Below are 9,467 nucleotides of genomic sequence, written 5' to 3'. Positions count from 1 at the left end.
ATTCCAGAGCATGAGATTGAGATGAGTGCGGTGCGATCGCAAGGGGCAGGGGGACAAAATGTAAATAAGGTGGCGACTGCCATTCACCTGCGCTTTGACATTGTGGCTTCCTCACTACCTGAACGCTACAAAGAGCGGCTGTTGAAGCTTTCTGACCAGCGCATCACTAAAGAAGGTGTCATTGTCATCAAGGCACAGGAACACCGCAGCCAAGAGCAAAATCGAGAAGAGGCATTGCAACGATTGCAAGACTTGATTAAGAGTGCGATCGCAGTCGCCAAACCCCGCAAAAAGAGTAAACCGACTCGGAGTTCTCAAAGAAAGCGTCTGGATAGCAAAACTAAGCGCAGTCAGATTAAGACGATGCGAGGAAAAGTCACAGATGAATGAGATGGCTTTGTGACACTCAATCTTCCTCACAAAACTCCGCAATCACCTGTGCCTTGACCGCATCTAACAGATAGGTTTTGGGATAAGTTGAAAACATCAGCATAATGCCCTGAAGTGTTGAGGAAAAATAGAGCGATCGCTGTCGTGGGTTAGCAACTCCCAACTCGCTGAACATCTGCGTCTGGATTTCAAACTGCTTTGCCTGCTCATCCATCAACTTCTGGCTATATTTCGCCACAATCGGGTCGAGCCGGGGTTGGGTAAACAGATTGAGATAAAATCGGAAAACCTCTGGTTGCCGTCGCACATCGTCTAACGCACCCTCGGCAATATGGCGAATTTGCTCAGCAGGCGTTGACTTGGCGGCGGCGGCATTCATGACAACCAGCAGATCATTGAGCCGCACATCGACCAGTGCTGCCAAAACGTCTTCCTTACCCTTGAAGTAGTGGTAAAGCAGTCCCTTGGAAATCTCTGCAAGTCTTGCGATATCTTCAATCGAAGTGGCGTGATAGCCTTTCGTGAAGAACAAATCCATCGCCGCTTTCAAGATTTGCTCCCGCGTTGCCTGACGGATGCGCTCGTTTTCTGCTGGGGTACGGGGCATGGCTTCTACTGACTGAGAAACTGGACGAGCAAACGGGAAACCTCATCTGCATGGGTGAGTGTGGGCATATGATCTGCCCCTTCAATGTACGCGAAGCGAATGTCGGGCACCTGTTGGAATAACTCTGCAACGTGCAAATTATCAGCCATATCCTGTTTGCCGATGATAAACAGAGTTTTGGGTTGAAGCTCACTTAAGCGCTCGATTGTCGGTGGCTGTGCCCAGAGCATCTCAAAGGTTTTCCATTCAAAATACCGTTTCGTGTTGTGCGTCGTCATCTCAATCATACGATCGCGCTGTGGACTGGACATCACGACGCTGTACGTAGGGTGGTTCAACATCAACTCAACCATTTTTTCCAAATCTGGAGCTGCCGTATTGACTTGCGCGTACCATTGTTGAACATCGGGTGAGAACTGGAAGCCCGATAATCCCGGAGCTACCAGCACCAGCTTGGTGACTCTATCAGGATAAGCCAGGGCAAAATCGGTCGCAATTTGACCGCCGATCGAATGCCCAATTAGAATCACTCGATCGAGATTGAGATGGTCAAGCAACTGCCGCAAATCCTCAACATACTGGGCAGGTTCGAGCAGTGGGGGTGACTGTCCGGCACCGCGTCCGTCAAACGCGATCACTTGATAGGTCTGGGCTAGTTGCGGGGCAATCAACTCCCAATCCCCCAAATCTGCTCCACCGCTATGAATCAAGACAACCGCCTCACCCTTACCTTGAACTTCGTAATGCAAATCCATATCTGTCTCCTTTCAGGTTTGTAGGACAGTCAGAATGAACGTTTCAGCCCGATTTTCCAGCAACAGCCTGGGCTGATAGGATCGATTGTTTCATCTCCATGATATTTTATGACTGAATAATCAGTCAATAAAAAAGATATGCTCTACATTCCTAACATTCCTAACAACGCAACTATCTTGCCCTACCAATCATCTCTGCCACAATCTTCTGGGAACTCATAACCCCTGGTAATCCCGCTTTTGGATGGGTTCCGGCTCCTACACAATAGAGATTTGGAACATCCTCTGCCATTCACCTGCGCTTTGACATCATCGCTTCCTCGCTACCCGATCGCTACAAAAAGCGGCTGTTGAAGCTTTCCGACCAGCGCATTACTAAGGATGGGGTAATCGTTATTAAGGCTCAAGAACACCGCAGCCAGGAGCAGAACCGAGAAGAGGCGTTGCAACGACTGCAAGACTTGATTAAGAATGCGATCTGCGCTTCGCAGCAGCGCTTCGCTATCGCACTCCCCAAACCTCGTAAACCCAGCAAACCGACTCGGAGTTCTCAAAGAAAGCGTCTGGATAGCAAGACTAAGCGATCGCAACTTAAGACGATGCGAGGAAAAGTTACGGATGAGTGAGTGGTACAGAAAAGACCTTGCTTACATTCATGATGTCGGCTTCAGGAGTTACGTTCTGCAAGCAATGCCAGGAATTCTGGCAATTCTCAAACAGCATAGCACCGAGGAGTATGGGCGATCGCGCTGGATTACAACTCTCAATTTCCATCGCTGACACCCCATTGAAACTTCATTGCATGGATCTTCGCTACTAAAGTAGAAACTTCAACACTTGAACCAATGGGTGCTAAATCCTGATTGAGAATTTGTTGAGCAGTTGCAAAAGCCTGAGAACCTGTAGTATCACCTGTATGGAAAACCAAGCGATTTACCTGTGCAAGACGAGCCGCCAAAAGTTGCAAAAGAGCCATCAATACACGATTACCTCCGTAGGCTCCGCATCCCCAGAAACCAGTATGAATTATCACAATCGGTTCTTTCAATTGTGAGTATGATTCAATCCTTGCCGCCGAAAATCCAGTAAACGCTGTCGCAAGAATATATTCAATATCTTCTTGGGAGTAAGAGCCATAGCCACCTGAAGGGGCTTCCATAGCGATAATGTTGGTAATTGTGGGTGGATTGAGTGGTTTTGTTGCCAGTTCAATGGCTTTTGCTGTAGCACGTCCGAAATTGTTACCGTAAAGCCCAAAAGGTCTTCCCTCTTCTGCATTTGGATTAGTAGCGATCTCACATCGCCGTTCAACTCCACAAATCAGGACAGGTGTGGGTTCTCCTGCCTCTACGGTTAGCGGCTGAATGCCTGCATCTAACAAGGCTTCTCGAAGCGAACCAAGAACAGGATGTTCAGCTACCTGCATCTCATCCTGAGCGAATAGCGAACCACCGTATGCACAGAAAAGGTCAGAATGGGCGAAATTGAGATACCACTCAACCTGGTTAGTGTTCTGATTTGATGGCTCGTAACCAAAGTAACCAGTTTGCTGATGAAACTCAGTTTGAGAATCTGAGAAAGAAAGAATATTTGGAAATGGCATTGCACGCCATCGCGAGAACACTAACTCACCACTAAACGTAGAACCAGGGGGACAAGCGCTCTGGTAAACAATTTTCTTGTTTGTGTCATACAGTTTTGGTGGATAAGAATCTACCAGGCGTTGCGCGTTGAACGTATGACGACAAATCAGATTTTCGTTCATAAACTTTTTTCCTTACTGATAGCTCGGGCCGCATTGCACAGAGGTGTGAAACGACAAAACGCGCAATGGCTTATCCTACAACTTTAAACAATGTTATAGCTACTCAGCTGCGGCGCGACAGTAACGAGTAAAGCGATCGCTTTACTCATTACTAAATGGATCGAGATCGTCTGGATATCCGTAGTGGCAGAGATCCTAGATAGGAACGATTTGTGTCTGCTGCATTGCTTCGATCATCGAGTTAATGCTAGAGAAATCGTAGCAGCCATTACGATCGACTAGAGGCCAAGGAATCCCTTCCCGCGCCACATCAATTCCTAGCGATCGCAAGATGTTGTAGTCTTCCTGTGCGTGGCGATCGTGCTGTGTCTCTGCAATCAGATTCCGCCGTCCCTTGTCCTTCCACAGAAACGTCGAACACTCAAAGCCAGAGATGAAGAAGGTGGGGAAGATTCCAGGTCGTTGAGCCATGCGTTTGCTCTGTAAGTTTACTCGTCATGGTAGGCACTCTTGCTCATTTGAGACACTATCCAACGCGAGATAAATCCGTTGAGTTCCTTGGAGAAGTGTTTACAGCATTTCTAAGGAAACAGGTTTAGTGGGTGCTGGAAAGGCAGCATCTAAAGAAGCCAATTCATCAGCACTCAATTTCAAATTCAGGGCAGCATAATTCTGCTCTACATGGTCAATGCGGCTGGATTTGGGAATTACAATTACATTGTCTTGATGCAACAACCACGCGATCGCTACTTGAGCCGCAGTGACGCCTCGTTCTTGAGCGATCGCCTTGAGTGTTTGATTGTTCAGCAAACGCCCTTGCTCAATCGGGGAATACGCCATGATAGGGATACCTCGTTGCTGACACCAGGGCAGTAAATTCCACTCAATTCCCCGTCGCATCAGGTTGTAGAGGACTTGATTGGTAGCAATTGCTTTCCCACCCTTCAACCCAATCGCTTCTTCCATATCCTCCACATCAAAATTACTCACCCCATAGCTGCGAATTTTGCCCGCTTGTTGCAGCGTTTGAAATGCTTCCAAAGTCTCTACCAGTGGCACAGAACCGCGCCAGTGCAGCAGGTAAAGGTCAAGATAGTCGGTTTTCAAGCGTTTGAGACTTCTTTCGCAGGCAGCGATCGCTCCTCGCTTCGAGGCGTTATGAGGGTAAACCTTGCTGACTAGAAAGACTTCCGCCCGACGAGAAGCGATCGCGTGGGCGATTACTTCCTCTGCACCGCCTTCGCCATACATTTCGGCAGTGTCAATTAAAGATAAACCCAAATCGAGTCCGTGGCGTAAAGCATCAATTTCGCTTTGGCGATTTCTGGCACTCTCCCCCATCTGCCAGGTGCCCATGCCAAGAATCGGAATTAATTGTCCAGAAGGTAGTTTAAGAGTTCGCACGGCAGTTTCCATCCATTCAAGCTATTGCCCTTGAGCGCATTTTTGGCTGACGCATGGGCATGGCATCAATTCTAGAGAAAAGCGCTGTTAGAGCGACAGATGCTTGTTACGCGCAAGCTAACCCAATGAAGTAATAATGAAAGCTGATTTCTTGCCTCCCTCAGTTATGTTATGCTCAGTGTCCTTCTCCAACTGCCTGATGCAGATATCGTGTTCTACCCGTCTCTGCTAGATGAGCAGGAAAGCGATCGCTTGCTCACACAACTGACTGAAACAATCGACTGGCGACAGGACTGGATTACGATTTACGGGCGTTCAATGCCTCAACCCAGGCTAACGGCTTGGTATAGTAATCCCGGTATATCCTACACTTACTCTGGCATCACGATGCAGCCCTCTCCCTGGACGCGCACGCTACTTGACCTCAAGGCAAAGGCTGAAGCGGTTTCTGGTGTCGTGTTCAACAGTGTGTTGCTCAATCTCTACCGAGATGGCAACGACAGTATGGGCTGGCACAGCGATGATGAACCGGAGTTGGGGCAAAATCCGATCATTGGTTCTCTGAGTTTGGGCGGAACACGGCGGTTCATGCTGCGACACCGAGCCGAGAAAGGCTTGAAGCATCAAATAGAGTTAACCTCTGGTAGTTTCTTGTTGATGCAAGGGACAACGCAACATTACTGGCAGCATCAAATTCCTAAAACTAAACGTCCGGTTCCTCCCCGGATTAATTTGACCTTTCGAGTCATTGACTTGTCAGTTCGCCTCACTAGCGAACTTGACACTGATTGAGCTTGGTAAACAAAGCAGGCACGTAGTCGTAATAGCGATCGCTAGCAAGATAAATGGCATCCGTGGTACAACTGCCACAACCAGGTTCGCTGAGCATGTCACTCAATAAGTTTGAGGAAATTCCTCCCCAAGGAAACTGTCCAATTGGTGCGGTAGCAGTAGAATTCAGTTCTGAATCCAACCGCCATTTGGTTCCAGCTAACACTACCCCAAAAGAATTCTTTTCCGGCAATGGTTGGGATCTATACCATCCCAGTGCCTGCCCGAACTTCTCAACTCGTGCTTTCGGATTTTTCGTCTGGGAGGCAGTTTGCTGCCAGATGCGCTTTTGAGCGCTGTACCCAAAGCGTCCCTTACTGGCTTGCGACCAGAGGGTATCTATGGTACGAAAGTCTTCGCAGGGAAGACTATTGAGCAGGGTTTTGCTGCCGTAGAGTAAGTCTGCACCCTGTCCTTGGAGTTTCTGCAATCGCTGGAAGATGGCGCGAGTCTCCACATCCGCACCCCGCCAGTCACCGGCTGCTAAAAGGCCTTTGAGGCGGCTGTAGTTGATGCGCCATTTGTTGGGGGAACCCGTGCTAGCGATCGCATCGAAGGTGAAGCTTTTAACGATGTCCTGAAATACCTGCCGGATGGAATCGTTCTTTTGCAGGTAAGCGCCTTGTAGCCGAAATACATAGCGACCATCAGCGCTGCTGAACAGCACGTTATCAGACTCGTAGAGTCCAGTCGAAGTGTAAGCGATCGCTTTCTGTCCCGCAACGGTGAGGGGGCGATCGTCATTTTGGCTGAGTTCGCCTTTCCAGCTGGTTAGGGGCAACCGCTTGGAGTTGTCGTAAATACTGATGCTGACGATTGGAGGAGTTTCAGGTAGATTCTCCCGGTTCAAAAAATCTTTCTGCTGCCAGATTTCTAAGACTTCCAGCGGGGGACTTGGCTTTGTCGATTGAGTCGTTTCGGTAGGCGTGATGACATAGCCACGCGGAGAAACGAAGCGAACCCCAAAGCGATCGCTAAAGTAAAAAACATCCCGACTTTGGATTGAGGAGTTGGGCGCAGGTTTGGCAGCAATTGCCTCAGGCGTGGGAGATTGAGTGGATGATGTTGGAAGATTTGTACTACAGCCAATAGCCAGAAATGTTAGTAACCCAACTACAATAGAGCGCTTCATATCGCTAACTTAAGTATTCTTCGATCTTGATGTCGTTTCCAGTCTGGCAAGTTTGCGATTGAATCGGTTGCTTTGTTTCAGTTTGAGATACAAAGGCATAGTGACCCGCTTTCCCCAGCATCAGCAAGCAAATACGCCGTTTTGACGATCGCACAACATCGCATATAAGCGCGATCGCGCCTGACAATTACAAATAGTGGTTGAGAAGAAGAGCGATCGCACTACTACGTGCAGCGAAAAATTAGCAAAGATGCGATCGCACTTACTCAACACTAAACAAGTGCGTAGCCGCTATCCTATTTGCCGATGAGATTATCGTATTCTGCGTGCGTGCCAATCCAAAACCATAGAATACCCTTTTCGATTTCTACACCTAATGCTCGGTAACTTTGTCCTGCTCTTACTGACCAATACTTGCCAACTTTTTTGAAATGGAGGGATGGGTGAGATGGATCGGCTTTCAGCAACTCGTAGCATTGATCGGCTGTCCGCTGCACAGATTCAGGTAGAGTGTTGTAACATTCCCAAAATCGGCGAGTTGTGTAGTGCATCAAATTGCCCGATAGCGACCAGCCTCAAAATCAGCGATCGCTTCAGTGGCTAAATCTTCTAACTTGCCATTAGCAATGTCTTTCTCTAACTGCTTATCCCAAAGCTGATTGTCCAATTCCAAAAACCATTCCCGAAGTTTCTGAAATTCATCAGGCGGAAGCTTCAGGATGGCAGCCTCAATTTGCTCAACTGTCATAATCGCAATCCGTGGTTAGTGACTATATTCTAATATGAGATATCGCTCTGGTGTCTACGTGCAGCAAAAGCTAACCTATGCGATCGTTCCTATGGATGCAGCGCAGTTGCCAGTCGGTTACATCTACACGTAAATGGAATTGGTCGAGCATCTGCAATCTGAACAAACCCTCCATCTGTCGGCCAAGAAACTGTTTTGACGATATTTCTACAGATTCAGTGAGAGAAATAGTCACGGTAATGGGAATACTGAGATCAGAACTAGGTAAAGCAATATTGGAGGTACATCATTTGATTGCTGATGCAGTAATTTTGGAACTGCCGAAAGTTACCTTACAGGCGAAACAGCTACTCCCCGAATATTCGGGAATCTACTACGTTTTGGATGAAAGTAAAAATGTTTGGTACGTAGGACAGGCAAAAAACATCCGTAACCGCTGGCAAGGTAAAGCTCATCATCGTTTCTACCAACTAGAAGTCCAGAAAAAGAAACACTTCACCATTTACTATGAGCAAATTAGCGAATCTCAACTAGACAGCGTAGAAAAGCAAAGGATTGAGAAATATCATCCACACTTAAACTCTAGCCCAGTAAAGACGAAAAAAGTGCGCCCGACTGAAACCCTATTAAGGGAAACCATAACTGCAATCGCTGATTTTGCATTCTTATTAGGAGTAGAGCCGCCCAGAAAAGAAATTCAGTCTCAAATTAGCATTGACTGGCTGGCACAGAAGAAACTATTGGAATTAAGCGTTATTCATGTTTGTTTAGACATAGATATTCTCAAGGAAAAATTCCAGCCAGATTCAATAAACGAGCAAGAAGCAGTGCTCAAAGCAGCATTTAGCAGTCGCAAAGCTTATGCTAGTAAATGGGAAAATCTTCATTATTTTATCTATCGCCTCTGGGTAAATGGCTATGTAGTCGAAGTTAATTACTGGAGCCGTTGGTGTCCCAAAGAAGAACCACAAGGGATTAGAGAATATACTGAGACTACTTTAGCTCAAGAGTCTATTAGAGCATTAACCCCAGAATCATTAGGTAAAATTAAAAATCAGGCTGATGAAAAGTCACAATCTGCTTTGTACCTAAAGAGACTCAATCCTTATAGTTCAGACCGGATAAAGCCACTCTTCAATGAACCAGTGGATCGTGAGACTGCTAAAACACTGATGGCAAAGATTAGTGAAGACTACAAAGCGGGGTTGCGTGGAATAGGTAGCCGCTCCAGACTTATTAAGTCAAAGCTGATTAGCTCGGAATTTATGACTATTGAAGAGCTACTGATCGAGAGAGGAATTGATCCTCAGAAATATAGTACAGGAGGGGTAATTAACTTTGGTTATGCTGGAGAGCGAATGGGACTATGGATTAAATGTTTTAGCGCTGATATGAAGATACCTTACCAATATGTAATGGATGTCAACAACCGGAAGCATCCTAGCTATAATACAGCCTACGGGATACTAAACAACCAAAAGACCCGCGCTGCATCTTATCAATTTGATATTGTGTATCTTTTATCTAGTGTTGACAAAAAGGGATGGCTCTTGGTTGAGGAGTATCTGAAAGATTTTGCTATTCCTGCTGCTACTAAGTTAAGTAATGGGGAAGGCTATGTAGAGAAGTTCTATATATCGGCTCGTAAGTATATAGTACCTGCGAAGGTGAATATAAAACTGGAAACTATTGGATATAGTGCTTGGATTCCTTTTGGACTAAATGAGGAGTTTTCTACCTTCGTATCTGCTAAAGGAGAGATTCGTAAGCGATTAGAAAATTCTGGTTTACCAGCAGTCAAATTAGCATTTAAACAGGAAACTATTGAAAAATAG

General features: G+C 46.6%; 14 protein-coding genes. 5 read left to right on the top strand and 9 right to left on the bottom strand.

Features of this window, described 5'->3' with window-relative positions:
* The coding region (gene arfB / locus H6F77_RS16285) for an alternative ribosome rescue aminoacyl-tRNA hydrolase ArfB (protein WP_199321365.1) at window positions 1–390 on the top strand (390 nt) is incomplete at its 5' end.
* A 16-nt stretch (window positions 391–406) separates the two neighbouring features.
* Here the strand turns inward: arfB (H6F77_RS16285) and H6F77_RS16280 are convergent.
* Both H6F77_RS16280 and H6F77_RS16275 read right to left on the bottom strand, forming a co-directional pair.
* Window positions 407–997 (bottom strand): TetR/AcrR family transcriptional regulator, encoded by a 591-nt coding sequence (locus tag H6F77_RS16280; protein WP_190427736.1) that lies wholly within the window; start codon window positions 995–997, stop codon window positions 407–409.
* A 5-nt stretch (window positions 998–1,002) separates the two neighbouring features.
* The gene (locus H6F77_RS16275; protein ID WP_190427738.1) at window positions 1,003–1,752 is read right to left on the bottom strand and encodes an alpha/beta fold hydrolase; all 750 of its coding nucleotides are present in this window, start codon (window positions 1,750–1,752) and stop codon (window positions 1,003–1,005) included.
* A gap of 290 nt (window positions 1,753–2,042) precedes the next feature.
* Between H6F77_RS16275 and arfB (H6F77_RS16270) the strand changes: the two genes are divergently transcribed.
* Entirely contained in the window at window positions 2,043–2,378 is a 336-nt protein-coding gene (arfB, locus tag H6F77_RS16270) for an alternative ribosome rescue aminoacyl-tRNA hydrolase ArfB (RefSeq protein WP_309228864.1), read from the top strand.
* Window positions 2,371–2,532, top strand: a complete 162-nt coding sequence (locus H6F77_RS16265) for a hypothetical protein (RefSeq protein ID WP_190427740.1) — start codon at window positions 2,371–2,373, stop codon at window positions 2,530–2,532. Before arfB (H6F77_RS16270) ends, H6F77_RS16265 begins: the two co-directional genes overlap by 8 nt.
* Here the strand turns inward: H6F77_RS16265 and H6F77_RS16260 are convergent.
* From H6F77_RS16260 to H6F77_RS16250, 3 genes are all read right to left on the bottom strand, one after another.
* Complete coding sequence (locus tag H6F77_RS16260) at window positions 2,516–3,517, bottom strand: hypothetical protein (RefSeq protein ID WP_190427743.1); 1,002 nt, start codon at window positions 3,515–3,517, stop codon at window positions 2,516–2,518. The genes H6F77_RS16265 and H6F77_RS16260 overlap by 17 nt on opposite strands.
* Before the next feature lie 195 nt (window positions 3,518–3,712).
* Entirely contained in the window at window positions 3,713–3,988 is a 276-nt protein-coding gene (locus H6F77_RS16255) for a hypothetical protein (protein WP_190427747.1), read from the bottom strand.
* A 99-nt stretch (window positions 3,989–4,087) separates the two neighbouring features.
* Complete coding sequence (locus H6F77_RS16250) at window positions 4,088–4,921, bottom strand: aldo/keto reductase (protein ID WP_309228861.1); 834 nt, start codon at window positions 4,919–4,921, stop codon at window positions 4,088–4,090.
* Window positions 4,922–5,092: 171 nt separating this feature from the next.
* Here H6F77_RS16250 and H6F77_RS16245 point away from each other — a divergent pair, with 171 nt between their 5' ends.
* On the top strand, window positions 5,093–5,713 hold the full coding sequence (locus H6F77_RS16245) for an alpha-ketoglutarate-dependent dioxygenase AlkB family protein (protein ID WP_190427751.1): 621 nt from the start codon (window positions 5,093–5,095) through the stop codon (window positions 5,711–5,713).
* Here H6F77_RS16245 and H6F77_RS16240 read toward each other — a convergent pair.
* The 4 genes from H6F77_RS16240 to H6F77_RS16225 all read right to left on the bottom strand — a co-directional run bounded on the left by H6F77_RS16240 (window position 5,691) and on the right by H6F77_RS16225 (window position 7,632).
* Window positions 5,691–6,884, bottom strand: a complete 1,194-nt coding sequence (locus tag H6F77_RS16240; RefSeq protein ID WP_190427752.1) for a GUN4 domain-containing protein — start codon at window positions 6,882–6,884, stop codon at window positions 5,691–5,693. The two genes, H6F77_RS16245 and H6F77_RS16240, sit on opposite strands and share 23 nt — an antisense overlap.
* A gap of 120 nt (window positions 6,885–7,004) precedes the next feature.
* Entirely contained in the window at window positions 7,005–7,154 is a 150-nt protein-coding gene (locus H6F77_RS16235) for a hypothetical protein (RefSeq protein WP_206753471.1), read from the bottom strand.
* Between the two features lie 26 nt (window positions 7,155–7,180).
* Window positions 7,181–7,435 carry a ParE family toxin-like protein gene (locus H6F77_RS16230; protein ID WP_190427754.1) on the bottom strand — a complete coding sequence of 85 codons (255 nt, stop codon included), beginning with the start codon at window positions 7,433–7,435 and terminating at the stop codon, window positions 7,181–7,183.
* Window positions 7,435–7,632, bottom strand: coding sequence for a hypothetical protein (locus tag H6F77_RS16225; RefSeq protein ID WP_199313354.1), 198 nt, complete (start codon window positions 7,630–7,632; stop codon window positions 7,435–7,437). The genes H6F77_RS16230 and H6F77_RS16225 overlap by 1 nt, the downstream gene beginning before the upstream one ends.
* A gap of 290 nt (window positions 7,633–7,922) precedes the next feature.
* Here H6F77_RS16225 and H6F77_RS16220 point away from each other — a divergent pair, with 290 nt between their 5' ends.
* Window positions 7,923–9,467 carry a GIY-YIG nuclease family protein gene (locus H6F77_RS16220; protein WP_190427756.1) on the top strand — a complete coding sequence of 515 codons (1,545 nt, stop codon included), beginning with the start codon at window positions 7,923–7,925 and terminating at the stop codon, window positions 9,465–9,467.

It is taken from the genome of Microcoleus sp. FACHB-831, from assembly GCF_014695585.1.
Classification (GTDB): domain Bacteria; phylum Cyanobacteriota; class Cyanobacteriia; order Cyanobacteriales; family FACHB-T130; genus FACHB-831.
Note: the sequence above shows the minus strand (reverse complement) of the source record. Positions and strands in the feature narration are given on the sequence as shown.